The 26,584-nt window shown below is 36.1% G+C and carries 23 protein-coding genes; all 23 read left to right on the plus strand.

Annotated features, from left to right (window positions below):
- Nucleotides 1-169: 169 nt before the first annotated feature.
- The 23 genes from AA81_RS11015 to AA81_RS11130 all read left to right on the plus strand — a co-directional run bounded on the left by AA81_RS11015 (nt 170) and on the right by AA81_RS11130 (nt 26,554).
- The gene (locus AA81_RS11015; protein ID WP_103899025.1) at nt 170-1,534 is read left to right on the plus strand and encodes a uracil-xanthine permease family protein; all 1,365 of its coding nucleotides are present in this window, start codon (nt 170-172) and stop codon (nt 1,532-1,534) included.
- Nucleotides 1,535-1,791: 257 nt separating this feature from the next.
- Nucleotides 1,792-3,258 carry a phosphoribosylaminoimidazolesuccinocarboxamide synthase gene (locus tag AA81_RS11020; protein WP_103899026.1) on the plus strand — a complete coding sequence of 489 codons (1,467 nt, stop codon included), beginning with the start codon at nt 1,792-1,794 and terminating at the stop codon, nt 3,256-3,258.
- A gap of 1 nt (nt 3,259) precedes the next feature.
- Entirely contained in the window at nt 3,260-4,519 is a 1,260-nt protein-coding gene (thrC, locus tag AA81_RS11025) for a threonine synthase (RefSeq protein ID WP_103899027.1), read from the plus strand.
- Between the two features lie 205 nt (nt 4,520-4,724).
- On the plus strand, nt 4,725-5,927 hold the full coding sequence (locus AA81_RS11035; protein WP_103899029.1) for a YgeY family selenium metabolism-linked hydrolase: 1,203 nt from the start codon (nt 4,725-4,727) through the stop codon (nt 5,925-5,927).
- 14 nt (nt 5,928-5,941) lie between these two features.
- Nucleotides 5,942-7,297, plus strand: coding sequence for a dihydropyrimidinase (gene hydA, locus AA81_RS11040; RefSeq protein ID WP_103899030.1), 1,356 nt, complete (start codon nt 5,942-5,944; stop codon nt 7,295-7,297).
- A 19-nt stretch (nt 7,298-7,316) separates the two neighbouring features.
- Complete coding sequence (locus tag AA81_RS11045) at nt 7,317-8,327, plus strand: ornithine carbamoyltransferase (RefSeq protein WP_103899031.1); 1,011 nt, start codon at nt 7,317-7,319, stop codon at nt 8,325-8,327.
- Nucleotides 8,328-8,446: 119 nt separating this feature from the next.
- Nucleotides 8,447-10,639 (plus strand): xanthine dehydrogenase family protein molybdopterin-binding subunit, encoded by a 2,193-nt coding sequence (locus tag AA81_RS11050; protein WP_211292699.1) that lies wholly within the window; start codon nt 8,447-8,449, stop codon nt 10,637-10,639.
- On the plus strand, nt 10,636-11,514 hold the full coding sequence (locus AA81_RS11055; RefSeq protein WP_103899033.1) for an FAD binding domain-containing protein: 879 nt from the start codon (nt 10,636-10,638) through the stop codon (nt 11,512-11,514). The genes AA81_RS11050 and AA81_RS11055 overlap by 4 nt, the downstream gene beginning before the upstream one ends.
- 42 nt (nt 11,515-11,556) lie before the next feature.
- Nucleotides 11,557-12,030, plus strand: coding sequence for a (2Fe-2S)-binding protein (locus tag AA81_RS11060; protein WP_103899034.1), 474 nt, complete (start codon nt 11,557-11,559; stop codon nt 12,028-12,030).
- A 5-nt stretch (nt 12,031-12,035) separates the two neighbouring features.
- Nucleotides 12,036-13,403 carry an 8-oxoguanine deaminase gene (locus tag AA81_RS11065; protein WP_103899035.1) on the plus strand — a complete coding sequence of 456 codons (1,368 nt, stop codon included), beginning with the start codon at nt 12,036-12,038 and terminating at the stop codon, nt 13,401-13,403.
- Nucleotides 13,404-13,421: 18 nt separating this feature from the next.
- A complete protein-coding gene (gene ssnA, locus AA81_RS11070; protein ID WP_103899036.1) occupies nt 13,422-14,753 on the plus strand; it encodes a putative aminohydrolase SsnA in 1,332 nt (443 codons plus the stop codon).
- Nucleotides 14,695-15,612 carry an FAD binding domain-containing protein gene (locus tag AA81_RS11075; RefSeq protein WP_103899037.1) on the plus strand — a complete coding sequence of 306 codons (918 nt, stop codon included), beginning with the start codon at nt 14,695-14,697 and terminating at the stop codon, nt 15,610-15,612. Before ssnA ends, AA81_RS11075 begins: the two co-directional genes overlap by 59 nt.
- Nucleotides 15,609-16,103, plus strand: coding sequence for a (2Fe-2S)-binding protein (locus tag AA81_RS11080; protein WP_103899038.1), 495 nt, complete (start codon nt 15,609-15,611; stop codon nt 16,101-16,103). The genes AA81_RS11075 and AA81_RS11080 overlap by 4 nt, the downstream gene beginning before the upstream one ends.
- Nucleotides 16,090-17,361 (plus strand): xanthine dehydrogenase family protein molybdopterin-binding subunit, encoded by a 1,272-nt coding sequence (locus tag AA81_RS14715; protein WP_103899039.1) that lies wholly within the window; start codon nt 16,090-16,092, stop codon nt 17,359-17,361. The genes AA81_RS11080 and AA81_RS14715 overlap by 14 nt, the downstream gene beginning before the upstream one ends.
- A 2-nt stretch (nt 17,362-17,363) precedes the next feature.
- Nucleotides 17,364-18,359, plus strand: coding sequence for a xanthine dehydrogenase family protein molybdopterin-binding subunit (locus AA81_RS14720; protein WP_103899040.1), 996 nt, complete (start codon nt 17,364-17,366; stop codon nt 18,357-18,359).
- The gene (locus AA81_RS11095; RefSeq protein WP_103899041.1) at nt 18,352-18,903 is read left to right on the plus strand and encodes a nucleoside-triphosphatase; all 552 of its coding nucleotides are present in this window, start codon (nt 18,352-18,354) and stop codon (nt 18,901-18,903) included. Before AA81_RS14720 ends, AA81_RS11095 begins: the two co-directional genes overlap by 8 nt.
- Before the next feature lie 4 nt (nt 18,904-18,907).
- Nucleotides 18,908-19,999, plus strand: coding sequence for a 4Fe-4S binding protein (locus AA81_RS11100; RefSeq protein WP_103899042.1), 1,092 nt, complete (start codon nt 18,908-18,910; stop codon nt 19,997-19,999).
- Between the two features lie 15 nt (nt 20,000-20,014).
- A complete protein-coding gene (ade, locus tag AA81_RS11105; protein ID WP_103899043.1) occupies nt 20,015-21,727 on the plus strand; it encodes an adenine deaminase in 1,713 nt (570 codons plus the stop codon).
- Between the two features lie 23 nt (nt 21,728-21,750).
- Nucleotides 21,751-23,073 carry an NCS2 family permease gene (locus tag AA81_RS11110; protein ID WP_103899044.1) on the plus strand — a complete coding sequence of 441 codons (1,323 nt, stop codon included), beginning with the start codon at nt 21,751-21,753 and terminating at the stop codon, nt 23,071-23,073.
- Nucleotides 23,074-23,101: 28 nt separating this feature from the next.
- Nucleotides 23,102-23,719, plus strand: coding sequence for a nucleotidyltransferase family protein (locus AA81_RS11115; protein WP_103078409.1), 618 nt, complete (start codon nt 23,102-23,104; stop codon nt 23,717-23,719).
- Nucleotides 23,716-24,720, plus strand: a complete 1,005-nt coding sequence (locus AA81_RS11120; RefSeq protein WP_103899045.1) for an ABC transporter substrate-binding protein — start codon at nt 23,716-23,718, stop codon at nt 24,718-24,720. Before AA81_RS11115 ends, AA81_RS11120 begins: the two co-directional genes overlap by 4 nt.
- Before the next feature lie 32 nt (nt 24,721-24,752).
- On the plus strand, nt 24,753-25,796 hold the full coding sequence (locus tag AA81_RS11125; protein ID WP_103078411.1) for a FecCD family ABC transporter permease: 1,044 nt from the start codon (nt 24,753-24,755) through the stop codon (nt 25,794-25,796).
- Complete coding sequence (locus tag AA81_RS11130) at nt 25,793-26,554, plus strand: ABC transporter ATP-binding protein (RefSeq protein ID WP_103078412.1); 762 nt, start codon at nt 25,793-25,795, stop codon at nt 26,552-26,554. The genes AA81_RS11125 and AA81_RS11130 overlap by 4 nt, the downstream gene beginning before the upstream one ends.
- The last annotated feature ends 30 nt before the right edge of the window (nt 26,555-26,584 follow it).

Raw genomic sequence — 26,584 nt, forward strand, 5'->3', positions numbered from 1 at the left:
TAGTTAAATATATCAGATTACGGGCAATTACAAAAAACTATCCGTAAATAAAAACAATTAAACGTATTAAACTATAGAAAACTCTACTTGCGAATAGAACAAAATTAAAGTATAATAAAAGTTAATATTTAATTAAAAATAATATTTTATTCTGAAGGGGTGATTACTAATGGAAAACAGCGCAACAAAGACCGCTGAAGAAGAAAGAAAAACAGGAACAGAAGTTTTATACAAACTTGAAGATAAACCTCCGTTTTATGAGACCGTTGTTTTGAGTATTCAGCATATGTTAGCAATGTTTGTCGGTATCATCACCCCACCTTTGATAATCGCTGGGGTAGTGGGCTTAGATCCTCTAGAAACCGGATATTTCGTCAGCATGGCTTTAATTATTTCTGGGGTAACTAGCTTTTTTCAAGTAAAGCAAATAGGACCTTTTGGTAGTGGCCTATTGGCAGTACAAGGAACAAGTTTTACGTTTGTTCCAATGGCGATTGTTGCAGCAAATGTAGGAGGATTACCTTTAGTTCTAGGCATGGCTCTCATTACTTCCCCAGTTGAAATGATTTTGAGTAGATTTTTAACTCAAACGCGAAAGATATTCCCCCCTATAGTCTCAGGTACAGTTGTTATGTTAATAGGTTTAGGGTTAATAGAAACGGCCATAACCGACATTGGTGGAGGGGCTGGAGCCAGTAATTTTGGGAATGTACAAAATTTAGCCATAGCTTTGTTCGTATTAATAGTCATAGTGATTGCAAATATATATGGCAAAGGCATCATAAAAGCAGGGGCCGTGGCAATTGGTTTATTGGCAGGGTATCTGGTTGCAATACCGTTGGGTATGGTGGATTTTACCCCTATTGTAGAAGCGGGATGGGTAACCCTTCCTATTCCGTTTAAATATGGGTTATCATTTAATTGGGCACTTATCATTCCTTGGATTTTAGCATATATTATTACTACAATTGAAACAGTAGGTGATTTGACAGCTATTGCAGAAGTTAGTGGTGAACCAATTGAAGGTGAAGTACACGATGAAAGATTAAAAAGAGGAGCTTTGTTAGATGGTGTAGGTAGTACCTTAGCAGCTGTTTTCAACACTCTTCCTAATACAACCTTTAGTCAAAATACAGGAGTTATCCAACTAAGCAAGATCGCAAGCCGAGTAGTTGGGTACGGTGTGGCAATTATTTTGATATTACTCGGTATCTTTCCAAAAATAGGTGCTCTAGTGAGCGTTATGCCTTCACCTGTTTTAGGAGGAGCAACTATAGCTCTCTTTGGCATGGTTGCTATGGCGGGTATGAAAATTGCGGTAAAAGGCGGAATAGACGATAGAAAAATGTTTATATTAGCACTTTCTTTAGCTTTGGGATTAGGGGTCACTTTTAAGCCCGATATAGTAAACCAATTACCGGAATGGATGGCTGTTATCTTTTCTTCTAACATTACTGTTGGATTTTTAACCGCTTTTATTTTAAACCTCATTATGCCAGAACCAAAAAAAGAAACGAATGAGTACAAGACTTAAGTTTACGAATTGCTTCATCTGAGTGAATTTGATTATTTATGATTATTACCGTTTTTTGTTATTTATAGACAATTAAGAAAGATTAAGTGGGATTATCACTAAAAATCAAGTTTTTATTATTAGGTCAAAAAGGTGTATAATAATAACTTAACGAAGAAAAAAGATATTGATTTTAAAAGGGTATCAAGGCAAAACCGGTGTGGTTCCTTGTGGAAGCCCATTCCCAAAAAATATTTTAAAAACCTAGGAGGAATAAGATGATAGATTTTACTATTAACAAAGAAGTTCTCGAAAAAGCAATAGAAAGAGCTAAAGAGAATAATATTATTATACCAACCTTTGCGCAAATGAGAGATCCACGCTTAATTTCCGAAAAAATCAAACAAAGGTTAAAAAATATAGGCCTATGGGATGTTAATTCATACAACTTATTTAGAATCACATGGAAAAACGAACCGGTTCCAAAAGGTGGTTTATATGGCGATGTAAATTACTTTGAGTTACCATCTGAATTAACAGGCGTTAAAGCTCGAATCGTGGCATTGGTAGGTAAATGGTTCCCAACCGGTTCACACAAGGTTGGTGCCACCTTTGGGTGCCTTGTACCAAGGCTTGTAACCGGTCAATTTGATCCTACTACTCAAAAAGCCGTTTGGCCTTCAACAGGTAATTATTGTCGTGGAGGTGCATACGACGCGCAGCTTTTGGGATGTGAATCCATAGCTATATTGCCTGAAGGTATGAGTAGAGAAAGATTCGAATGGTTATCAAAAGTTGCAGGGGAAGTAATTGGAACACCTGGAAGTGAGAGTAACGTAAAAGAGATATTCGATAAATGTAATGAATTAAAGTCTACTCACGACAATGTGGTTATTTTCAACCAGTTCGATGAAATGGGCAATCGTTTGTGGCATTATGTAGTTACAGGTCCCGCTATGGAAGAAGTCTTACAAAAAATTATGGGGGAAAAAGACAGATTGGCAGGAACCATCCTCACTTCAGGATCCTCTGGAACGTTGGGTTCAGGAGAATATTTAAAATCTAAGTACCCAAATAGTAAATTAGCTGTCTCAGAGGCACTGCAGTGTCCCACTTTATTATACAACGGATTTGGTGCTCATCGAATTGAGGGCATAGGAGATAAACATGTGCCTTGGATTCATAACGTTAAAAATACCGATATGGTCATGGCGATAGATGACAATGATGCTATGAATTTAATAAGGCTTTTCAACGAACCTGAAGGGAAAGACTTTTTAAGAAAACAGGGAGTCTCTTCATCGGTAGTAAATAATTTATCTTTACTAGGAATCTCTTCTATTGCAAATGTTCTCTCCGCTATAAAATTTGCCAAATACTACGAATTAACAGATAAAGATGTTGTGATGACAGTATTCACTGATTCAATGGAATTATATGATTCTAGGCTTAAAGAGTTACAAGAACAAAAAGGTAAATATTCTGAACAACAGGCTGCTGTAGATTTTGAGAAGCATCTAATGGGGGTAAAAACAGACTTTATTCAGGAACTGAGTTATTATGATAAAAAAAGAATACACAATTTAAAATACTATACTTGGATAGAACAGCAGGGTAAAGAACTAGATGAATTAAACGAGCAATGGTACAACGATGAAGAATATTGGGGTAACGCCTTTGAAATTGCAGACAAAATCGATCAATTAATAATTGAATTTAACAAAAAAACGGGATTATTAGGCTAAATTGGAGGGGAGAAAACTGAAATATGTAAAAGATTTGGTTTGTATTTCTTGTGGGGAAAAATACGAAGCTTCACCTACACAATATCTTTGCCCAAAATGTGGAGAAAAAGGTATTTTAGATGTTGAATACGATTACGAAAAGATAAAAAAAGATTGGAATAAGCAAGATTTAAAAGCAAATCCTGATCCATCTATATGGAGATATTCACCACTCTTACCAATAGATCCTAACACCCCTAAGCCACCCTTGAGGGTGGGAGGAACGCCTCTATACAAAAGTAATGTGGCAAAGCTACTAGGTGTAGAAACTCTTTACATAAAAGATGATGGTTTAAATCCAACAGGTTCACTGAAAGATAGAGCGTCTGCTATAGCCGTTGTAAAAGCACAAGAGGCAGGCATGAACATCGTTGCCTGTGCTTCCACTGGGAACGCTGCCTCTTCGTTGGCGGGGAACATAGCCTCTATGGGAAATGAAATGAAGGCTGTTATTTTTGTTCCCTCGCGAGCCCCGATCGGAAAGGTCACTCAGTTGTTGGTTTTTGGAGCTTTAGTTTTATCAGTAAAGGGGTCTTATGAAGAAACTTTTTATCTCTCACAAGAAGCTATTGATAAGTGGGGATGGTATAACAGAAACGCTGCGATTAACCCCTACTTAGTTGAAGGTAAAAAAACTTCTTCAATTGAAATCGCTGAACAATTAAACTGGCAAATGGTTGATTGGTTAGTTTACTCTGTGGGTGATGGGTGTACAATAGCAGGTGCTTGGAAAGGCATGTATGATTTAAAACAAATAGGTTTCATCGATAAACTACCGAGGTTATTAGGAGTGCAATCTGAAGGTTGTGCACCAATTACTCAGGCATTTAAAAACGGTACAGATCTTGTTCCAGTTGCGGAAAATACCATTGCTGATAGTATTGCTGTTGGAAAACCTAGAAATTATATAAAAGCTATCAAGGCTGTTAAAGATTCCAATGGTGATATGATTAACGTTACAGATGATGAAATACTAAATATGATAAAAATTTTAGGAAAGAATACCGGCATTTTCGGTGAGCCGGCAGGAGTGGCTGGTGTAGCCGGTATAAAAAAAGCTACTGAAAACGGTATAATCAAACCTACTGAAAGTGTTGCAGTTGTTGTTACTGGGAATGGACTAAAAGATATTAAAAATGCTGAAAAAGCCGTAGGAGCTCCGCTAACTTTGCAACCAGATTTAAAAGAATTATCTCAATTATTAAAGGATTATAATTTTTGATAATTTATTTAATAGTTGAACGATATTTTTTTATCATAAACCAACACAACAATCAATATAGAAATAAAATGATTTTCAAGAATATGGGCGGGCAGCGAGACGAAGGGGCGCTAAAACGCATTAGATATAACTTACATTTTAAAGTGTTTTTTAAAGCTTTTAAAAGCAGCAAACTATCAAATAAAAAGGGGGTTCACCAAAATATATGAATTACAAACAAATACTCTCAAAAGCAGAAGAATATAAAAGAGACATGACCAGATTTCTTAGGGATATGATAGCCATTCCAAGTGAAAGTGGTAATGAAAAAGAAGTTATTTTACGAATTAAAGAAGAGATGGAAAAAGTTGGTTTTGACCGAGTAGAGATAGATCCTATGGGAAACATTCTAGGCTACATCGGCAGTGGAAAACACTTAATAGCTATGGATGCTCATATAGACACAGTAGGTATTGGAGATATGAATTTATGGAACTACGATCCATATAAAGGCTATGAAGACGATGAAATTATTGTTGGAAGAGGGGCAAGTGATCAAGAAGGCGGGATGGCTTCTATGGTTTATGGAGCCAAGATTATCAAAGATTTAGATTTATTTGACGATTATACACTATTAATAACTGGAACAGTTCAAGAAGAAGATTGTGATGGACTCTGCTGGCAATATATCATCGAAGAAGATAAAATCAAGCCTGAATTTGTAGTTATTACAGAACCAACTTCTTGTAATATATATAGAGGTCACCGTGGACGGATGGAAATAAAAGTTTCTACACATGGTGTTAGTTGTCATGGGTCAGCTCCCGAAAGAGGAGACAACGCTATATATAAAATGGCTGACATCATAAAAGAGCTCCAAGTATTACACACTTGTTTAAAAAATGATGATTTCTTAGGAAAAGGTAGTTTGACAGTTTCTGAAATTTTCTTTTCTTCTCCTTCTAGATGTGCGGTTGCAGATGGTTGTTCAATATCTATAGATAGAAGGTTGACTTGGGGAGAAAACTGGAATGATGCGTTAGAAGAGATTAAAAATTTACCTTCATCTGCAAAATATAATGCTGATGTGGAACTTTACACTTATGAAAAACCATCCTACACCGGATTAGTATATCCCACACAAGCGTATTTCCCTGCCTGGGTACTATCGGAAGATCATCCTGCTTGTAAAACTCTCATAGATGCATATCAAAACTTATTTGAAGAAAAACCATTGGTAGATAAATGGACTTTTTCCACCAACGGTGTTTCGATAATGGGGAGGTATAGTATACCATGTATTGGATTCGGTCCGGGACATGAAGATCAGGCTCACGCTCCAAACGAAAAAACATGGAAAAGCGAATTAGTGAAAGCCGCTGCAATGTACGCCTCCATCCCAAAGTTGTATATTCAAAAATACTTGTAAAAGGAAGGATTGAAGTGTTAATCAAAAATGGTCTTGTTGTTACCGCCACAAAAGCTGAAAAAAAGGACATTAAAATAGTAGGTGAGAAAATAAAAGAAATAGATGCTAACTTAGATCCTTATATAGATGAAGAGGTAATAGATGCAAGTGGGAAGTATGTTTTCCCTGGTATTATAGATAGTCATACGCATTTCAGCTTACATGCAAGAGGTACCACAAGTATAGATGACTTTTACTGGGGAGGTAGGTCGGCTGCTTTAGGTGGAGTAACCACACACATAGATTTTGCTGATATGGAAGATGCTTCTTTAATGAAGGGATTAGAAAAAAGATTTGAAGAAACTAAAGATTCCGTGATCGATTTTCATTTCCATATGGTTATTAACAACAACTTCGATCCCCTTAAGCAAAATCATCAACTTAAAGAGATCAAAGATTGTGGAATATCTAGTTTAAAAGCTTTCACCACCTACAGAAATATATATATGTTGTCTCCTGAGAAATGGGGACCTTTATTTAGAGCAACCTCAGATAATGATTTAATAGTAGCTGTTCATGCTGAAGATAATGAAATTATTGAAAAAAATATTATCAAATTTCAAAAAGAAAATAAATTAGATGTTCAATACCATCCAGATATAAGGCCAAGTGAAGCTGAACAAAAGGCTGTTAAAGAAATTTGTGAGATTGCACATAAAACTAACGCTTCATTATATATAGTGCATCTTTCTTCTGAAAAAGGCTACCAGGTTGTAAAAGATTACAAGAATTTAGAAGATTTTAAATTGTATGTTGAAACCACTCCTCATTACCTTTTACTAACTAGGGAATTATTAAATGGTCCTAAAGCTAGACTTTATCTTATGACTCCTCCTTTGAGGGAAAGACAAGATAACGAAGCTTTGTGGGAAGGTGTTAAAAAAGGTTTTATAGATGTAATTGCCACTGATCACTGCGCTTACAATGCAGAACAAAAATCAAAGGGTGAAAATTCATTGGATATATTTCCTGGTATTCCAGGAGTAGAAACACTTCTCCCCTTGGTTTATACATATGGAGTAAATAAAGGTTTAATTTCTGTAAATCGATTGGTTGAGCTTCTTTCCACCAATCCTGCAAAAATTTTCAAATTATATCCAAAAAAAGGAACAATAGCTGTAGGTTCAGACGCTGATTTAGTTATTTTTGATCCAAATTTAAAGGAGGTATTAAATAGTTCTAACACCCATTCAAAAGCCGGATACACTCCTTTTGAAGGATTTGAAGTAGAAGGAATCCCTATTACAACTATTTTAAGAGGAAAGGTAATAGTAAAAGATAGAAAATTCATGGGAGAAAAAGGATTTGGAAGGTTCGTAAAAGCCATATAATCATATCGGAGGAGATAAAATGAATACACTTTTTAGGGGAAAGGATTTTATAACTACACAAGAATGGAGTGAAGAAGAATTAGAAACAGTCTTTGAAGTATCCAAAGAACTTAAATTAAGATTTGCACTAGGAGAACCTACGGATCATTTGTTGAGATCAAAAACTATCTTTATGATGTTTTTTGAACAATCTACACGAACTCGAAATTCCATAGAAGCAGGTATCACACAACTTGGTGGACATGCTCATGATCTGACACCAGATAAGATGCAACTTTCTCACGGTGAATCCGCAAAAGACACCGCAATTGTGTTGAGTCGTTTTGGCCATGCCATAGCAATAAGAAACTGCTTCTACGGAATTGGTAACAAGTATCTCAGAGAAGTTGCAAAATATGCAGATGTACCTGTTATCAACCTTCAAGATGATTTCTATCATCCTTTACAAGGGTTGGCAGATTTGATGACAATAAAAGAAAAATGTGGTAATGATCTTAAAAATATTAAAGTCACTATATCTTGGGCTTACGCCACATCACATGCAAAGCCTTTGTCCGTACCTCAAACACAGGCATTATTATTTACAAGGTACGGAATGGATGTCACTATTGCACATCCAAAAGAGTTTCCTCTTATGTCAGAAATCACTGATGAAGCGAAGCAAAACGCAGAAAAACATGGTGGAAGATTAAAGTTCACAAACGATATGGACGAAGCATTCGATGGAGCTCAAATTGTAATTCCAAAGAATTGGGGTGGATTTTTAGGCGTGGAAAATCCTGATACGGATGAAGGGAAAAAACAAATGAAAGAAAATCTTGAAAGGCACAAAGATTGGATCTGTGATGAAAGAAGAATGGCTCTGGCCGATAAAGATGTTCTTTATATGCACGCGATGCCCGCAGACAGAGGCAAAGAAGTAACTGATCCTGTCATCGACGGCCCTCATTCAATAATATATGACGAAGCAGAAAACCGCTTACATACAGCAAAAGCAATCATGGCTTTGACTATGGGAGGAAGACCCTGATCACTATTTGGAGGTGAACAATCATTTTTAAAAGTGTTAATCAACCAAAAAAACGAATCGACGCATACGAAAAGGTAACTGGAAAAGCTAAATTTGCTGATGATTTAGAATTTCCAAATATGTTGTATGCAAAGGTACTTAGATCTAAGTATCCTTCGGCGAGAATATTGAACATAAACTTAGACGAAGCCAAAAAGATTCCTGGTGTAAAAGCAATTATAACCGCAAATGATATACCCAACAACGAATTTGGTGTAATTATCCCCGATCAGCAGGTATTGGCTAAAGAAAGGACTTACTTCATAGGAGATGGAATAGCGGTTGTCGCTGCAGAAACGCCAGAGTCTGCAAAAAAAGCTGTTGAAAGTATAAAAGTAGAATATGATGAGATTTCAGGAATTTTTGACCCATTTGAGTCAAAAAACGCGTCATCCATTCATGAAGATAAAGATAATAATCAAGTTATTCATCACAAACTCAGAAAAGGTAATATAGAAGAAGGGTTTAAAAATTCTGATGTAATTTTAGAAAGGGAGTATCAAACTCAATTTATTGAGCATGCCTACATGGAACCCGAGGTTGTAATTGCCGTTCCTTATGAGAACAATAGTGTAGTTACAATATATGGATCAGTACAAAACCCTTTTGCTTGCCGTAACGCGGTAGCTTCAGTTCTAAAAATTGGCTTCAATCAAGTTAGAATTGTTCAAAATCACATAGGTGGATCTTTTGGTGGTAAAGATGAGGTAATTTCTTCTATGGCTGCTCGAGCCGCTGTTCTAGCTTTAAAAACCAACAGGCCTGTAAAATTAAAAAATACCAGGGAAGAATCAATTATCGAAAGTTATAAGAGGCATCCTTACAATATGAGGTACAAAGTAGGGGCTACAAAAGAAGGCAAGCTACTGGCTATGGAAATAGAGGCAATCGCTGACAGTGGAGCTTACGCGTGCCAAACTCCTTTTGTTACTTGGAGGTCTGTTGTTCAAGCAACGGGCCCTTACGAAATTCCAAATGTAAAGACCGATACTTATGGATATTATACAAACAATGTATACACTGGAGCCATGCGCGGTTATGGATCTCCTCAAGTCATATTTGCCAATGAATCTCTAATGGATGAATTGGCTCAAGAACTTGGAATGAACCCCTTAGAACTTCGATTAAAAAATATTTTTCATGACAATTCCGAAACAGCAAGTGGTCAAAAGCTTGATAATCACAAAGTTAGCCTCGAAGAGGTAATAAAAAAGGCTGCTGATTCGATTAATTTTTTGGAAAAGTACAAAGAGTACAGTAGAGAACAAAAAGGTGACAAAAGAAAAGGAATAGGAATGGCTATAAGTTACAGAGGTTGTAGCTTAGGAGCAGAAGCTGTGGATGCGGCTGGTATCATATTATCTATACAAAAAGATGGTACACTATACCTCTACAGTGGTTTGGCTGAAAATGGGCAAGGTTTAAAAACAGCCTTTTCTCAAATTGTAGCCGAGGAATTGGGGATCGATATTGAAAAGATTAACTTCATGGTTGTCGATACATTAGTTTCCCCAGACAGCGGTTCTACGGTAGCTTCACGTGCAACGTTGGTTGGAGGAAATGCATCACTCGACGCCGCTAAAAATCTTAAAAAGAAATTGACGGATTTTATAGTCAAAAAATATAATTTGGCATTTAAAGAATTAATATTTAAAGATAATTCGATCTATACACCAGATCAAAAAAAGATAATTTCCTTTGATGAAGCTGTTTCCCAAGCATATAACTCTGGTGTCTTTTTATCTTCATACGGTTGGTACAAAGCCCCGGAGATAAGTTGGGATGAAGAAGCAGGGCAAGGCAGACCTTATTTTACATATGTTTATGGATGTCAGATAGCCGAGGTTGAAGTTGATATAGGTACAGGTGAAATAAAAGTGCTTAAAATGGTAGCAGCTCACGATGTTGGAAGGGCAATCAATCCAGCAAGTGTTTTAGGCCAATTTTATGGTGGAATATCAATGGGCCTTGGATATGGGATCATGGAAGAGTTGGATATAAATGAGGGATACATCAATAACACCAATTTTGACGAATATTTGATACCCACAGTTAAAGATATGCCTGATATAACTCCGATTATCGTTGAAAATCCTGATCCTAACGGACCTTACGGAGCAAAATCTATAGGAGAACCCACCTTGGAGTTAGGTGCAGCTGCAATAGCAAATGCGGTAGCCCAAGCGACGGGAAGAAGAATAAGATCTTTGCCTATAAACTTAGAAAAAATACTGGTAGGTCATTCTTTGAAAAAAGGAAGGAAGAAAAAATGATTGAATATGATTTTTTAACCGCTAAAGATGTTGATTCTGCTTTGGAATATTTGCACAAATATGAAAGTATAAAAGTAATAGCTGGTGGAACTGATTTACTGGTAGATATACATAAAGAAAGTTCAAGATTAGAAAAATTTGATTATATTTTAGATATTTCTAATATCAAAGCTCTTAAATTTATAGAAGAAACGAAAGAAACTATCGAGTTAGGACCTTTATGTACACATACAATGTTGATAAATTCAAACATTATTAATAAACATTTTCCATTTCTTGTAACTGCAGCAAAGAGTATAGGGTCCCCCCAGATTAGAAACAGAGGTACCGTTGGAGGGAATATATCCAATGCCTCTCCAGCAGCTGATTTAATTCCTCCGTTGATGGCTTTAAATTCTGAAATAGAGCTGAGCTCTGTAAGAGGGAGAAGACTCGTAAAATTAGAAAATTATATTGTAGGCCCTTACAAAACCAGTAAAAATCATGATGAACTCGTAACTAAAATAATCATACCAAAGGTAGATGAAAATTATCGTTTTAGTTTTCAAAAAATAGGAAGAAGAAGAGCTTTGAATATAGCAAGATTGAACCTAGCTGTGGTTGCGAAAATAAATGAAGAAGACTTAAAAATTGAAGATATAAGAATCGTTCCAGGCTCCGCAACACCTTTTCCGGTAAGATTTAAAAATATAGAAAGAGAAGCACTAAATAAAAAATCTAACGAATTAAATTTAGAAGAGCTAGCAAAAAAAATAGGTGATGAAATGGTAAACATAACTGGCGAAAGATGGTCTACCCCTTACAAAAAACCAGCCTTAGGGGCAATTTTCAAAAAGGCGATGATGGAGATAACAAATTTAAGTGATGGTCGCTAAGTTAGAATAATTGAAACTTACGTTGATGGAGGTATTCAAAAAATGGGAAAAATTGAAGTGACTCTCTATGTGAATAATAAAAAAGAAATATTACAAGTGGAACCAACAGAGCGGCTTCTTGATACTTTACGCAACCGGTTAAAATTAACTAGCGTAAAAGAAGGATGCGATGTGGGAGAATGTGGCGCTTGTACGGTTATTTTAAACGGTGAAGCTGTTCATTCCTGTTTAGTTTTAACAGTTCAAGTGGATGGTTATGAAGTTTTCACCACAGAGGGTTTGGAAATTAATGGAAAATTAGACCCGCTGCAACAATCTTTTATTGATCATCAGGCTGTTCAATGTGGTTTTTGTACCCCTGGTATGCTGATGTCTGCAAAAGCTTTGTTGAATAAAAATCCCAATCCCTCAAGGGAAGAAATAAAAACAGCTATCGAGGGGAATCTTTGCAGATGTACCGGATATCAGCAAATAGTTGAAGCGATAGAAGCAGTTACACAGAATAAGAAAGGGTGATATCTTTGTCGAACATATTGATAAAAAATGCTAAAGTTATTACCACGATGAATACAAATAGAGATCAATTGAAAGATCACGATATTTTAATTAAAGGAAACAAGATAGAGAAAATTGCCAAAAATATAGATTTATCAAACGAACAAATAGATGAAGTTATAGATGGTTCCAAATATTATGTTTATCCAGGGTTGATTAACACTCATCATCATTTCTATCAAACCTTTACTAGAAACACTCCCCAAGTACAAAATGTAGAATTATTCGACTGGTTAAAGTTTTTGTATCCTATTTGGTCAAGATTGACACCAGAGGTTGTTTATTATAGTACTTTAGTTGCCACTGGAGAATTACTTAAAACTGGTTGTACGACATCAGTTGATCACTTCTATGTTTTTCCAAAGAATCAACCATCCGATCTTCTTGACAATGAATTCTATGCAGCAAAAGAAATCGGTATCAGATTACACGGTAGTAGAGGAAGTATGTCATTGAGTGAAAAAGATGGTGGCCTTCCTCCTGACTCGGTAGTTCAAACAGAAAACGAAATCTTGAAAGATTCCCAAAGAATTATTGAAAAATTTCACGATCCCTCCCCATTTTCTATGCATAGAGTTATTCTAGCCCCTTGTTCTCCATTCTCTGTAACTTCAACATTACTTAAGCAATCTATTCAATTAGCAAGAGAGTATAGTGTCTGCAGTCATACACATTTAGCTGAAACAAAAGACGAAGAAAGTTTTTGTATTGAGACTTTTGGGAAGAGGCCATTAGAATACATGGAGAGTTTAGATTGGTTAGGTCCTGATGTATGGTTTGCCCATGGGGTTCATTTCAATGAAGAAGAGATAGATAAGTTGGCATTAACTCAAACAGGGGTTGCTCACTGTCCCGTTTCAAATTCAAAACTCGCCTCTGGAGCTGCAAACATTCCCTATATGTTAAAAAAAGATGTAAAAGTTAGCTTAGCTGTGGATGGGAGTGCAAGTAACGACTCTTCTAATATGATTTTAGAAATGAAAACCGCTTTTTTGATGAGTCGATTAATCTACGGTATAAGCGCTATCAATGCTGAGGATGTACTGCGTATGGCTACAAAGGGTGGAAGTGAAGTTATAAACCAACCAGAAATTGGAAGTTTAGAGGAAGGTAAATCCGCAGATATGTTCTTAATCCGTTGGGATCGATTAGGTTATACAGGAGGTCTTTACGATCCTATATCCATGCTTATTAATACTGGAGATTCTCAAATCGTAGATATGACAATCGTCAATGGAGAAATAGTTGTAAAAGATGGTGAACTTGTCAAAGTCGATGAAAGAAAAATCATAAACAAAGCTAATGAACTTTCTAAAATGATGGTTGAAGCCTGAAATTTGGAGGGGAAAAACATGATGTTAATAGGTAACGCCACTATTCTCACCTTTGATGAAGAAATCCCTATAATTGAGAATGGTGCACTATTAATAGAAGGCAAAAAAATAAAAGAAATAGGAGAGACTGAAGCTTTACTTCAAAAATATCCAAACGCTGTTTTCAAAAACGCCCAAGATAAAATTCTAATGCCAGGTTTGATAAATACTCACACACACCTGTACAGCACTTTCGCCAGAGGTATGAATTTAAAAACCGACATCCCTCCACAAAACTTTTTAGAAATATTAGAAAAATTGTGGTGGCGATTGGACAACACTTTAAACGAAGAAGATATTTATTATAGTGCGTTATTTGCAATATTAGATTGCATAAAAAACGGAGTAACAACGATTTTTGACCATCATGCAAGTTTTAATTATATAGATGGAAGTTTGGATATCATCGCGCAAGCTGTCATGGAAGCAGGTATAAGAGCCAATCTTTGTTATGAAGTATCAGATAGACATGGACAGGCTAAAAGCGATGCCTCTCTAAAAGAAAATGAAAGGTTTATTAGAAAAATTCAGGATTCTGGGAACGATAAATTAGGCGGAATGATTGGGCTACACGCTTCTTTTACCCTTGAAGACAGAACTTTAAACAAGGCATCAGAGTTAGCTGACGAGTTAGACGTTCCTTTCCATATTCATGTAGCAGAAGGGATAGAAGATTTGCAAGACAGTGTAAAAAGAGGTTACAAAGGTGTAGTCGATAGATTATCGAAATTTAAAATATTAAGACCTCATGCCTTAGCTGTTCATGGCGTTCATATAAAGAAGGAAGAGATTCCAATATTGAAGGAAAGTGGTGCATACATTGTTCATAATCCGGAATCAAACATGGGGAACGCTGTAGGAGCGGCTCCAATAAAAGATTTCTTTGATCACGGAATCCTAACCGGATTGGGAACAGATGCCTACACGCACGATATGTTTGAAAGTATAAAAGTTGCAAATTTACTCCAAAAGCATCAATTAGGTGATCCACAGGCAGGATGGAGCGAAGTTTACAACATGGCGTTTAATAATAATGTGCAAATTGCTTCCAACCTTTTAAACCTAAAAATAGGAAAGATAAAAGAGAATTTTCCAGCCGATTTAATAATAGTGGATTATATCTCCCCAACACCCGTTAAAAAAGACAACGTTTATTCCCACATTCTTTTTGGAATGAACGGTGGGATGGTTGAAACCGTTATTATAGACGGCAAAATTATTATGGATAATCGGGAGGTGACGGTTTTAGATTATGAAAGAATACACAGGAGAACTCGGGAGCAAGCGAGAAGATTTTGGGAAAGATTCTGATCAATACTTTGCTCCCAAAACATTGAAAGAAGCTACAGAGATACTCTCAAGATACAGTCCTAACATCAAAATCATCGCGGGTGGCACAGATGTTTTGGTAGATTATTTTGACCGTCTTTTTGAAATAGAAAGGTGGATGAGCTTAAAAAACCTCGATGAACTGAAAAAAATCGAAATCAACAATGATCGAGTCGAAATTGGTGCTTTAGTCACCCATGATGAATTAGAAAAATCTAAAATTGTACAAAAATATTTTTCACTTATCAGTCAAGCTGCATGGGATGTTGGATCACCCCAAATCAGAAACATGGGTACCATAGGTGGGAATATTGCAAATTCTTCCCCAGCAGGAGATTTATTACCTCCTTTAATCGCATATGACGCCGTATTCAAACTAACTTCCCAAAACGAAACTCGTGAAGTACCAGCACAAGATTTTTTTCTGGGACCCAAAAAAAACGTACTTAGAAAGAATGAAATCATCGAAAAAATTATCATTCCAATACCCCAAAAACATGCCTATGGAAAATGGTTCAAAGTTGGAAAAAGAAATGCTTTAATAATTTCAAGTATAACGTTGGCTATTGTTGTGACCTTCGATGATGATGAACGCATAAAAACAGTGAAATGTTGTCTTGGCTCTGTGGCTCCCGTTCCAGTTGAAATCTCACAAATTCAACCTTTGATGGTTGGCAAAAAGTTAAAAGAAATAGATTATTCTCAGATTGGAAAAGTGGTTTCTGAAAATATTTCACCAATAGACGACATAAGAGGAACCAAAGAATATCGAATAGAAGTTGCAAAAAATCTAACAGTTAACGCTTTAAATGAAATAGAAAGGATGGTGAGGGTAGATTGAAAATAAGCTTTACCATAAATGGTATTAATAGAAAATGCAATGTAAATTCAACTACCCGATTGTTGGATTTAATTAGGGACGATCTGAATCTTACAGGTACAAAAGAAGGTTGTGGAAAAGGAGAATGTGGCGCATGTACGGTTATAATGAACGATAAAATCGTAGCCTCTTGTTTAGTACTTGCATATGAAGCTGATGGTGCAGAAATAGTCACTATTGAAGGTTTAAGCGATAAAAATATTTTACATCCTATTCAACAGGCATACATCGAAACAGGAGCGGTACAATGTGGATTTTGTACACCTGGATTCATATTAGCAACTAAGAAACTTCTCGATGAAATTCCTAACCCAACGGAAGAAGAAATAAAAAGGGGATTATCTGGCAATATCTGTAGATGTACAGGATACCAAAAAATAATAGACGCGGTTAAACTCTCGGCCACTAAAATTGCTGAGTATAAGCGAGGTGAGAAAGTTGAAATCAAATAAATACGTGGGAGAGAATGTCTTCAAAGTTGACGCCAAAGACAAGGTGACTGGTAAAGCTTTTTATCCCGATGATATATACCTCGAAGACATGCTCTATGTGAAAGTTAAACGCGCAACCCATCCACATGCTTACATTCATAAGATCGATGTCTCTAAGGCAGAATCATTACCTGGAGTGATTAAAGTTATAACTGCTAAAGATTATCCACATTTGAAAAAGTTTGGATTGATAATAAAAGATCAACCCGTTCTAGTTGGGATAGGAGAAAAGACCCGTTTTATGGGAGACGCATTGGCAATTGTCGTTGCAAAAAGTAAAGAAATTGCCTCCAAAGCAATTAATTTAATCAATGTAGAGGTTAAAGAATTAGAGGTAATTACAGATCCTTTCAGGGCAATGGAAGAAGACGCCCCAAAAATTCATGAAGATGGAAACATACTCATTACTCATCAATTAAACAAAGGAGATATTAAAAAAGGCTTTGAGGAATCTGAGGTAATAATAGAAAGAGAGTACAAAACACAACATATCGATCAACTACCTTTACAAGTAGAGTCTGGTGTGGCTGTTTACGATGAAAAAACTGGTGTAATAACTATTTGGGCAGCTACACAATGGCTTCATGATACACAAGCAGACATAGCCCAATCTTTGAATTTACCCAAAGAAAAAATTAGAATAATACAACCTGTTATTGGAGGAGCATTTGGAAGAAAAGAAGATATTTCAGTACATATACACTTAGCATTGGCTGCAATGACTACAAAACACCCTGTTAAATTAACTTACACAAGAGAAGAATCTATGATCGCTCAATCCAAAAGGCATCCTTTGTATATAAAGGCAAAAACTGGAGCCACTAAAGATGGAATTCTAAAAGCATGGGAGGTTGAAGTTGTAGGAGATACTGGGGCATATGCATCTAGTGGCCCTGCTGTTGTACATAAAGGTATGTACCATTGTACAGGGCCATACAATGTACCTAACGTTAAGGGTATCGCCCATACCGTTTACACTAATAATACATACGCTGGTGCTATGAGAGGATTTGGAACAACTCAAATGGCTTTCGCATATGAATCTCAAATGAACATATTAGCTGAAAAGTTAGACATGGATCCAGCAGAACTTAGACTTAAGAATGCCTATAGAATTGGCTCAACTACGCCAAATGGTCAAAGACTCACACAAAGTGTAAACGTCGTTGAAACAATAGAAGAAGCTTTAAAACTTTCCAGTAAGAAAGAGGGTGTTTGACATTGAAGAAAAAAGGGAGAGGTATGGCGACGATAATGTTTGGATATGGTTATGGTGAAGGATTTCCCGATTTTTCTTATGCTACCATAGAATTTACTGATGATGAAAAGGTTTTGGTGGTAACCGCCGCCGCAGATGTAGGACAAGGAGTTTTAACGGTTGTCACTCAAATTGCTGCAGAAGTCCTTTCTGTTGGGGTTGAAAAAATAAAAGTTATTCAAGGTGATACCCACAAAACTATGAATTCAGGTTCAACCTCTGCAACTCGTCAAACCACCTTTACAGGGAATGCAGTAAAACAAGCTTGTGAAAATTTAAAGGGAAAAATCTTCCATTATGCAAGCTTAGAGTTCAACAGTAATTATCCAGAATTAACTTTGAAAGATGGAAAAGTCATTTACAATCCTAACCCTGATAAAACTCTTACTTACTGGGATTTAAAAAGAAAGGTAGAAGAAAAAGGAGAAAGTTTGAAAGGTGAATCAACGTACTTCCCTCCAACGTACTCTCCCGACCTAATATCCGGCCAGGCTGAGAAAGTATACGTTGCCTACACCTTTATGACTCAGGTGGTCGATGTGGAAGTCGACACAGTCACTGGAAAAGTTGATGTCAAAGATGTGTACACAGCCCTTGATTGTGGAAAGGCTATAAATCCAACAAATGTAGAAGGGCAGATCGAAGGTGGTACAGTGCAAGGAATAGGGATGGCCCTTATGGAAGAACAAATGATAAAAAATGGAATCACGTTAAATCCAAATATGACTGGTTACTTGGTTCCAACTTCTATGGATGTTCCAAATTTTCACTCAGTTTTAGTAGAAAATGAAGATGCAATTGGACCATTTGGAGCAAAAGGTGTTGGAGAACCGACAATCATTGCAGCTTCTCCTGCCATTGCGAACGCTATTTATGATGCCATAGGTGTCAGGTTTTATGATTTACCTATCACCCCAGAAAAAATTCTTAAAGCTCTAAAAGAAAAAGAAGATGATTAAAAAGAATATTTTTCTTACAGGTTCTGTGGGTGTAGGTAAATCAACGATTATACGTAAAGTGATCAAGCAACTATCATTAAATGTATCTGGCTTTTCAGTTGATAGAGAAGGTAAAAAAAATGATTGGAACTCTTTTTATTTAGTAGAAGCATCATCTTATAATAATGACGAGCAATCTAAAAAATCTGAATTCAACAGATTTGCCTTCAGAAATGACTACTCTAAAAATTGGGAGATAAATATTCAAGTATTTGACGAAATCGGGGTACAACTTCTTACAAACATTGACTATGCTGACGTAGTAATCATGGACGAATTGGGTAGATTCGAGTTATCTGCTTACCAGTTTCAAAAGAAAGTAGAAGAAGTTCTTGCTAGTGACAAACCTGTTTTAGGCGTAATAAAAGATGAATCTAATGCATTTTTGGATAAGATAAGGAATAGAAAAGACGTTCAAATATTTAGAGTGACCTTAGAAAACCGCGAAGAAGTTTACAAAGAGGTTTTGAGTTTGATAAAGCAAATACTTTCAATGAAGGAGTGAATTTATGGCTGACATATCTGTAGACTTATTAGGAATGTTGTTGAAAACCCCTGTAATGCCTGCTGCTGGACCCCCTATTAAGGATGGAGAGAGTGCTCACAAAGCCAAAGAAGGTGGAGCTGGAGCAATCGTTACTAAAACGGTTTCGGTGAGAGCTGCAAAAGTTCCGAAGCCTAATATGGCTCAAGTAAAAGGAGGATTCATAAATACCGAACTTTGGTCTGAGTTATCCTTAGAACAATGGATTGAAAAAGAATACCCCAAGGTTGTTGAAACAGGTTTGCCTGTGATAATAGGCGTTGGGTACACATCTGATGACATAAAGGAAGTAATACCAAAAGTAGAACGATTCTCTGATGCCTTTGAACTCTCTACCCATTATCTTGGCAATGATCCAACACCTATGATTAATAGTATAAAAGCCGCAAAAGAAAGCACAGATCTTCCCGTTATGGTAAAACTTAGTCCCCAAGTAGATATTCCTACGTTTGCAAAAGAGGCTGAAAAGGCTGGAGCAGATGGTTTAGTCTTAATAAACTCTTTCGGTCCGACGTTAGATATTGATTTAGAAAGCGGTAAACCTTTGTTGGGAAGTGAGAGAGGTTATGGATGGTTATCAGGTCAAGCAATATTTCCTTTAGCTTTGAGGGCAGTTTTTGAGGCTGTAAGATCGATTAATATTCCAGTAGTTGGAGTAGGTGGAGTCAGTACAGGCAAAGAAGCCATAAAGATGATAATGGCAGGAGCCCAAGCTGTTCAAGTCTGTACCGCTGCCATTTTAAATGGAGCTCAAATATATAACAAAATTGCCAACGAAATTGAAAAGTATCTGGATGACCATGGTTTCAACTCCCTAGAAGAAATTAGAGGAATCGCTCAAAAAAATACTATTATTCAGCCAAATTATAAATTGATAGTCCCAGCCATTAACGATGAAAAATGCACTGAATGTGGATTATGTGTTAAAAGTTGTGTTTACGATGCAATTCGTCTTGTAAAAGATCTCCACAGTGTGAGAATAGATACAAATAAATGCGTTGGTTGTGGATTATGCGTAACAAGATGTAATTTCAATGCTCTGTCCTTATCTTTGTAGAGGGGGGTAATACTATTGTCAAACAAAGATCTATTACCAATAGCTTTAGGAAAGGAAAAAGCGGATTTAGTATTCAAAAACGGAAAAATAATAGACGTTTTTAACGAAAAAGTTATCGAAGAAGATCTAGCTATTTCCAATGGAGTAATCATCGGCTTTGGAAATTATGAAGGTAAAGTAGAAGTTGACGTAGGAGGAAAATTCATATCTCCAGGTTTTATAGACGCACACCTACATTTAGAAAGTGCCATGGTTACAATAGAAGAATTCGCCAAGACGGTCATCCCTCTAGGGACATTGACTCTTGTTGCAGATCCACATGAGATAGCAAATGTAGCTGGGGAGGTTGGTATAAAATATTTCTTAACAATTGGGAATAACTTACCATGGAATTTTAATTTAATGATACCCTCGTGTGTGCCTGTTAAACCTTTCGATAAATCAGGATCGGTACTGAACGCTGAAAAAATAAAAGAATTAATTGCAGAAGGAAGCTTTTTTGGTCTGGGTGAGGTTATGGATTATGAAGGAGTCATAACAGGACAAGATTATATATGGGATAAGATTGAACTAATGAAGAACCATTTCATTGATGGACATGCACCAAAATTAGAAGGCAAATTTTTAAACGCATATCTTTTGGCTGGAATCATGGCTGATCACGAAACCACATCCCCCGATGAGGCATTAGAAAAGGTTTCAAAAGGTATGTACATAATGGTTAGGGAAGGTTCAGTTACTAGGGATCTTCAGAGCTTGTTACCTGCAATTAACGATAAAAACAACTGTAACTTTTTATTTGCCACAGATGACAAACACCCTGAAGACCTTATCTCAGAAGGCCATATAAATTTTATGATTAAAAAGGCTATAAAACTAGGAATGGAACCACTTAGAGCGATAAAACTTGCCACTCTAAATGCTGCACGTTCTTTAGGATTACACCATTTGGGAGGTATTGCTCCAGGTTATAAAGCCGATCTTCTGATAATCGACAATTTAGATGATTTGAACGTTTTACAAGTTTACAAAGACGGAAAAAAAGTAGCAGAAAACGGAAAAGCATTATTCCAAGTTGATTTTAATAACTTAGAAAAGCCTCCGTCCATTTTTCATTCTGTAAATATTGCCCCCATTAAAGAAGAGGATTTCAATATTCCTAAGGGGAAAACTTACCACGTTATCAGCATGATTCAGGATCAGATCATCACAGAAGATGAGTCTTTCTCATTTCCAGATAGTTTTGAAGAAGAAGGTTTTATAGGATATAATATAAATAAAATTGCAGTTGTAGAGAGACACAAAAGGACTGGAAAGGTTGGTTTGGGTTTGATAAAAGGTTTTGGATTAAAGTCTGGTGCCATTGCGAGCTCCATAGCTCATGATTCTCACAACATTATTGTTATAGGTACAAATTCAAGAGATATGAAGATGGCAGTAGACAAGATAGCTGAAATTCAGGGTGGAATTGTGATTGCTAATAACCAAAATATCGTTGATTTCATAGACTTACCCATTGGAGGACTTATTTCCACTGACCCCATTGGAAAAGTTTCCGACAGGCTTCAAGTAATAAGGAAGATTGCCCATGATTTAGGGGTCAAAATAAACAGTCCTTTCATGACATTGGCGTTTATGGGATTACCAGTGGTTCCTAAGTTGAAGATAACATGCGATGGGTTATACGATGTTGAAAATCATACTTTTGTATCATTGGTTGTAAATTGATATTTTAAAAGGGGGTTGAACTTATGGCAAACACTCAGCAAGAAGGATTTTTGGAAAGGGCTTTCAAGTTAAAAGAGAACGGTACAAACGTTAGAACTGAGGTCTTAGCCGGTATCACAACGTTTATGACGATGGCTTATATCATCTTCGTAAACCCTTCTATACTTAGTGATGCAGGAATGCCTTTCAACGGGGTCTTTATAGCAACTATAGCGGGAGCAATTTTAGGTACTGTAATGATGGCCTTACTGACCAATTATCCATTTGCATTGGCTTCAGGAATGGGTTTAAACGCTTTCTTTGCCTATTCAGTCGTAATAGGTATGGGAGTCTCTTGGCAAACCGCTCTAGGGATAGTTTTTTTGGAAGGTATCATCTTTATTGTACTTAGTATTACACCCGTAAGACAGATGATCGTTAATTCGATTCCAATGAGTCTGAAAACGGGGATAAGTTCTGGTATTGGTTTGTTTATTGCTTTTATAGGTTTGCAAAACGCCGGCATAGTAATAGCAGATCCTGCAACATTGGTAAGAATGGGAGACTTATTTTCTGGAACCGCTTTAATAGCGTTATTGGGTCTAATCATAACTGGAATTTTACACGCTTTAAGGGTAAAGGGGTCACTATTGTTAGGAATTATAATAGCTACGATCTTAGGACTTTTCAACGGAGTCACACCAACACCTGAAGGTGTTGTGGCATTGCCAAGAATGGCTGATTGGTCTCAAGTTTTGTTCCAACTCGATATCAAATCTGCATTTAATATCGGCATGATAGGTGTTTTGATTTCGTTCTTATTTGTAGATCTATTTGATACAGCAGGTACGCTAGTAGGGGTTAGTCAGCAAGCAGGTTATTTGAAAGAAGACGGTTCCTTACCAAAAGCAGATAGAGCTCTCTTAGCTGACGCTATTGCTACTACTGGTGGTGCACTCTTCGGAACCAGTACTGTTACAACATACGTTGAATCTGCGTCAGGTGTTTCTGAAGGTGGAAGAACAGGGTTAACAGGTATCGTTGTTGCTATTTTATTCTTCCTTTCCTTATTTTTTCAACCTATAATAGCTATAGTACCCGGTGCAGCAACAGCACCAGCATTGATAATCGTTGGGGTAATGATGTTATCAAATATAAGAAGCATAAAATGGGAAGATTTTACAGAAGTTTTTCCCGCTTTCGTTGCAATGATAGTAATGCCTTTAACTTATTCCATTTCTAACGGAATAGCTTTAGGCTTTATAACCTATCCTTTAATTAAATTATTCACTGGCAAAGGTAAAGAAGTACATTGGTTAGTATACGTTTTGTGTGCTTTATTTATTGTTTACTTTATTTGGCTCTAAATCATTTAGGTAGGAAGTGGGTTTTACAATGATATCAGCGGTGGTATTAGCAGCTGGTGAATCCTTAAGAATGGGAACTCCTAAACAGATTTTACCTTGGGAAAATACAACTGTTTTAGAAAGCATTATCATCAAACTTATGAAATGCCAATATATAGACGATGAAATAATCATTGTATTAGGAGGTAACTTTGAGAATATAATTCCACTTTTTTCGAAGTATGAAGACCACCGTTTGAAAATAGTAAAGAATAAAAATTACAAAAAAGGTATGTTAACAAGTGTGTGGAGTGGTTTGAACTCATTATCCAATAATTCTGAATACATACTTTTCACACTTGGAGACATGCCTTTAATCAAAATAGAAACATTCAACACACTTGCTAGCTTTGCTATAAAAAACAAAACAATTGTTTTGGCACCTACTTATCATGGGAAAAGAGGCCATCCATTGATTGTACATAAAAGTCAAATACCAGATATTTATCAGTTATCAGGACCTGGAGGGTTAAGAACACTTTTAAGTAAATATCCTGAAAGAGTAACACTGCACGAAGTCCATGATGAAGGTATTACCATAGATATTGATACCTTTGAAGATTACAATATATATCTAAAAAAACAAAAGGGAGATGATAGTGAGTGAAGAGATTTTCATCCTTTTTTTTACTTTTGTTTCTTTTAACTTTCGCATATGCATTATTTGCCAATACAATAACGGTTACTGATATGGCAGGAAGGGAGGTAACAATACCTTCTAAAATAGAACGTATCGTGACAACTTACAAACCTGCTACTCAATTCGTATTTGCATTAAATGCTCAAAGAATGCTTGTTGGCGTGGATAATACATCAACAAGAGAAAAATTATTTACTTCAATTTATCCGGAAGTAGAACTGTTAGTAGAAGTGGGTTCAAAAAGAGAAGGGATAAATATTGAAACAGTGGCATCTTTAAATCCTGATTTAGTAATACTATTTCCACATAACCAAGCCGAATTCACAGCTTCCAAATTAGAAACGTTAGGGATTTCTACAATTATTATCAATCCTGAAAGTTTAGAAGAAATACGGGAAACCAACCGATTATTAGGAGAAGTATTGGGATTAGAAGATAGAGCAAAAATTGTAGATAAACAGTTTGATAATATTTTAAAATTGTTGGAAAAGACTAAAAACTTGCCGCAGGCTCAGAAAAAAGTTGTCTATTTCGCTAATTCTCAACTATTGGATACAGTGGGAAAAGATATGATGCAAACGGATATGATAGAGTGGGCTGGTGGAATAAATCCAGCAGCAAAAAGTGATGCTGGATTTATAAAAATATCTCCAGAGCAGTTAATAGCTTGGAATCCTGATGTCATAGTTACGTCCCAAACCTTTCAAGGAGATATTGAGGAACTTTATAAAGAAGAAAAATATCAAAACGTTAAGGCTTTTAAAAACAAGCAAATTTACCGTTTCCCATCAGTGCTAGAGCCATGGGATTATCCAAATCCATCATCTTATTTGGGTATGCTTTGGTTAGCAACAAAAATACATCCTGAACTTTTTTCGGATGTTGATTTTGATAAAGTAGCTGACGAATTTTATTACACTTTGTACGGAGTTTCATACAGGGAATTGTTATCTAAAATTGGAAATTAAATCATTAAACTTATTTATATGGAGATATTAATATGCACATTCACAATAAGAATCAGACTCCAGGTCAACATCAAAAAAGAACACTTCTCTATCTTTTATTAATTCTGTTATTGTTATTTATTATTTCACTTTTTGTTGGAAGATACAAAATCTCGTTCGTTGAAATTATTAACACGATAAAAAACTTACTCTTACATAACGATATACAAAGTAGTAACGATTGGTTAGTTTTCTTTCACATTCGTTTGCCGAGAATTATATTGGTAATGTTTGTGGGTTCTGTTCTATCTATAACTGGTGCAACATATCAAAGCGTTTTTAGAAATCCATTGGCTTCTCCTTCTATCCTTGGTGTGTCAGCCGGATCAGCATTTGGAGTAGCTTTGGCTATTTTGATCAACGAAGAATCGTTATTTGATACTTACTTATTATCTTTTCTGTTAGGGTTAGTTGCCGTTCTTTTTACGTTTTTTATTTCCGTTTGGAGTAAAGTGAAGGGGGTTACCGTTCTTGTTTTGGCAGGAATGGCGGTAACCTCTTTCTTCAACGCATGTGTCTCTTTAGTACAATACTTAGCAGATCCTTACGAAAAATTACCAAATATCGTATTTTGGTTAATGGGAAGTTTTAACAGGGCAGGTTGGAGAGAAGTATATATTTCATTATTTACAATGCTTCCAGGGATAATAATTCTACTTATTTTAAGATGGTATTTGAACGTCATGTCTATGGGAGAAGAAGAAGCATTATCCATGGGAATAAATGTTCGAAGAATGAGAATTTTATTGATCATTGTAAGTACCGTTATGGTTGCCCCTACCGTAGCTGTTGCAGGTCAGGTAAGCTGGATTGGTTTGATTACTCCACATATTGCGAGGTACATAATAGGTGCAAATCATAGGTACATGCTTCCTGCAACGTGCATTTTAGGCTCTGTACTTCTGCTTATTATGGACAACATCGCGAGAACAATCACACCTGCAGAGATTCCTATAAGTATCGTTACCGCTTTTATAGGCGCACCTTTTTTTGTCTATCTTTTATTAAGAAGAAGAGAAAGTGGGTGGAATCAATGATATCCATTAAGAATATATCCTTTTCATACGATACAGTTAGAGATACCATTAAAAATATAAGTTTTACTTTGAACAAAGGAGAACTGATTGCCTTGTTAGGACCTAATGGTTCAGGTAAAACAACTATACTAAAATGTTTAAACGGCACATTGAAACCAAAAACTGGTGAAATCTATATAGAAAATCATAATATTAAAAATCTAAGTTATAAAGAAATAGCAAAATTCATAAGTGTAGTTCCTCAAGAACACTCTGCTATATTTTCATACCTTGTGATAGATATAGTAGCTATGGGGATAACTCCCTATCTTTCTTTTGGAAGGATGCCCACAAAAAAAGACTATAGGACGGCATATACAAAGTTAGAATTTTTCAATATTCAACACCTTGCTGAAAAAAATTACAATCAATTAAGTGGCGGAGAAAAACAATTGGTGCTAATTGCAAGAGCCTTAATGCAAAATACGGATTACTTAATTATGGATGAACCAACGTCCCATTTGGATTTTAAGAATCAACATCTATTGATGAAAGAATTAAAAAAATTGAGTGAAAACGGGAAGAGTGTCATTACAGCTCTTCACGATCCTAATCTGGCTTTAAGATTCTGTGATAGAATAATAATGGTAAAAAACGGTGAAGTAATTTTTAGTGGTGAAAACACCAAAGTTATGAACCCACACAATTTACAAATCTTGTACGATGCACCAGTTTCGATGAATAAAGTGGAAGATGTAAGTATAATTTACATCAACTAGCAGAATATTGTGAACTAATACCCCTAGAAG

The organism is Petrotoga halophila DSM 16923 (genome assembly GCF_002924615.1).

Bases quoted from the DNA above. Each gene is read 5' to 3' on its own strand.
- AA81_RS11015 (WP_103899025.1), top strand. From the start codon at position 170: ATGGAAAACAGCGCAACAAAGACCGCTGAAGAAGAAAGAAAAACAGGA.
- AA81_RS11020 (WP_103899026.1), top strand. From the start codon at position 1,792: ATGATAGATTTTACTATTAACAAAGAAGTTCTCGAAAAAGCAATAGAA.
- AA81_RS11035 (WP_103899029.1), top strand. From the start codon at position 4,725: ATGAATTACAAACAAATACTCTCAAAAGCAGAAGAATATAAAAGAGAC.
- AA81_RS11045 (WP_103899031.1), top strand. From the start codon at position 7,317: ATGAATACACTTTTTAGGGGAAAGGATTTTATAACTACACAAGAATGG.
- AA81_RS11050 (WP_211292699.1), top strand. From the start codon at position 8,447: ATGTTGTATGCAAAGGTACTTAGATCTAAGTATCCTTCGGCGAGAATA.
- AA81_RS11055 (WP_103899033.1), top strand. From the start codon at position 10,636: ATGATTGAATATGATTTTTTAACCGCTAAAGATGTTGATTCTGCTTTG.
- AA81_RS11060 (WP_103899034.1), top strand. From the start codon at position 11,557: ATGGGAAAAATTGAAGTGACTCTCTATGTGAATAATAAAAAAGAAATA.
- ssnA (WP_103899036.1), top strand. From the start codon at position 13,422: ATGATGTTAATAGGTAACGCCACTATTCTCACCTTTGATGAAGAAATC.
- AA81_RS11075 (WP_103899037.1), top strand. From the start codon at position 14,695: ATGAAAGAATACACAGGAGAACTCGGGAGCAAGCGAGAAGATTTTGGG.
- AA81_RS11095 (WP_103899041.1), top strand. From the start codon at position 18,352: ATGATTAAAAAGAATATTTTTCTTACAGGTTCTGTGGGTGTAGGTAAA.
- AA81_RS11100 (WP_103899042.1), top strand. From the start codon at position 18,908: ATGGCTGACATATCTGTAGACTTATTAGGAATGTTGTTGAAAACCCCT.
- AA81_RS11110 (WP_103899044.1), top strand. From the start codon at position 21,751: ATGGCAAACACTCAGCAAGAAGGATTTTTGGAAAGGGCTTTCAAGTTA.
- AA81_RS11115 (WP_103078409.1), top strand. From the start codon at position 23,102: ATGATATCAGCGGTGGTATTAGCAGCTGGTGAATCCTTAAGAATGGGA.
- AA81_RS11125 (WP_103078411.1), top strand. From the start codon at position 24,753: ATGCACATTCACAATAAGAATCAGACTCCAGGTCAACATCAAAAAAGA.
- AA81_RS11130 (WP_103078412.1), top strand. From the start codon at position 25,793: ATGATATCCATTAAGAATATATCCTTTTCATACGATACAGTTAGAGAT.